Source organism: Psychrobacter sp. T6-1, assembly GCF_052258445.1.
Map to the genome: position 1 here is coordinate 1 of NZ_JBQQFC010000454.1, position 1,421 is coordinate 1,421.

The 1,421-nt window shown below is 36.9% G+C and carries 2 protein-coding genes; one reads left to right on the forward strand and one right to left on the reverse strand.

Annotated elements, in window-relative coordinates:
• Positions 1-236: 236 nt before the first annotated feature.
• Positions 237-731: a hypothetical protein gene (locus ACTXGO_RS13735; protein WP_435950069.1), complete on the forward strand. Its 495-nt coding sequence runs from the start codon at positions 237-239 to the stop codon at positions 729-731.
• 42 nt (positions 732-773) lie between these two features.
• Here the strand turns inward: ACTXGO_RS13735 and ACTXGO_RS13740 are convergent.
• Positions 774-1,421: DpnI domain-containing protein (locus tag ACTXGO_RS13740; protein ID WP_443574915.1), on the reverse strand; the 648-nt coding region annotated here is incomplete at its 5' end.

A 1,421-nucleotide genomic window follows, 5' to 3' on the forward strand; every position in this document is an offset into this window, starting at 1 on the left:
TATAATAGCGCTCATCGTCTCGACTATTTCTATCTCGTAAGTGTATAAGTCTTTTTTAATCGTCATCATTTTTCTCATTTTCATCAATAATTTGTACAGATGATCCTAGCAAAGGAACTTTGGAGAAGTGATCGTATTATATGAATAAGTGATCGTCTTTTGTTAACCCTACTTGTGTCATAACGCTAATCGATCAATGATTGCCTTTAAATAACTAAGTTAAAAGGTAATTCCTAATGCGAATCAACCCTATAGTGTGTGATGCCCAAACCTCTTACTTGCTGCATACGAAAAAATTAAATCAGCTATATCAAAAAATTGACATATTCTCTAATTGTCCTGTGCGCTATGATGGTAAAGGATTTAAAAAAGATGATAGTAACAGGCCTTGTGAGTTGTCGAACAAACATTGGTGGGAAGGAGTCGATAATGAGGGTAATCCCTTAGAAAGTTATATAGTAGTTGAATGTCCATTAGGAGCAGAAAACGACTTTTTGTGGCTGCAAGAATCTTGGATGTTTATTGAGGATGACGTTCATTTTGAATCAGATTTTTTATCTCCAAAAGCTATTGAAAATAGAGAGGTGTTACAGTTAGCTCAAGTTATTGGTTGGCAAGATGCTACTAAGCTTACGCTTGAAAACGCTAGATTACTATTGAAAATTAACGAACTAAAAGTGATAAAAATCAACGATATTTGGTTATGGTCGCTTATAGTGACTGTAGTTTAAAAGATAGAAATTTTATTATTTCTCGAATTCATTATAGTAAGCTTAGCTCAGTTTCTGATAACAACCACGCCCCAAAAACTCAATAACCCCTTTGTCCCGTAGCACCTGCAACTGCTGGCGAATTTTGTCCTTAACATGATTATTATCAGGGTGTTTACGCTGTAATTCGTCGGCAAACGCATAGACCTGTTTTAAATTAAATTTATCATCCAGTTTGTCGATGCAGTGCCAGACATCCAATGTCCAGCCACGTGAAGTTATCGACTGCTCGCGCAAAAACAAGGTTTTTTGAAATTGCTGAGTGACACTTTCGCGCGTTATCACTTGTTTATCTTTTACCAAAAACACTTTTCCAGAATCAGGTACCTTACGCAAGTCAATATTACAGCCGACCCAACCTGCACGTTTGGCACTCGCGGACAAGGGTTTGCGTTTGATAATGATGTCAGGTTTAAAAAATTGCTTAGGTATAATTAAGAAGTTATTGACGCTTAGCTGTGGCGAGTAAGTCAAAAAGAAAAAGCTGGGATTATCATCGCTACTGATACGCTCAATCATCGTGTCATAAGCACCATCATTGATAATTTGGCTCAGTTTGGCTTTTTTACTTTTCAGCTCATATTGTTCGGTGCAAGTTGCACAATAAAAGTCCGCTACGGGCTTATTATTGGCAAAATCAGCTAAGGGTTG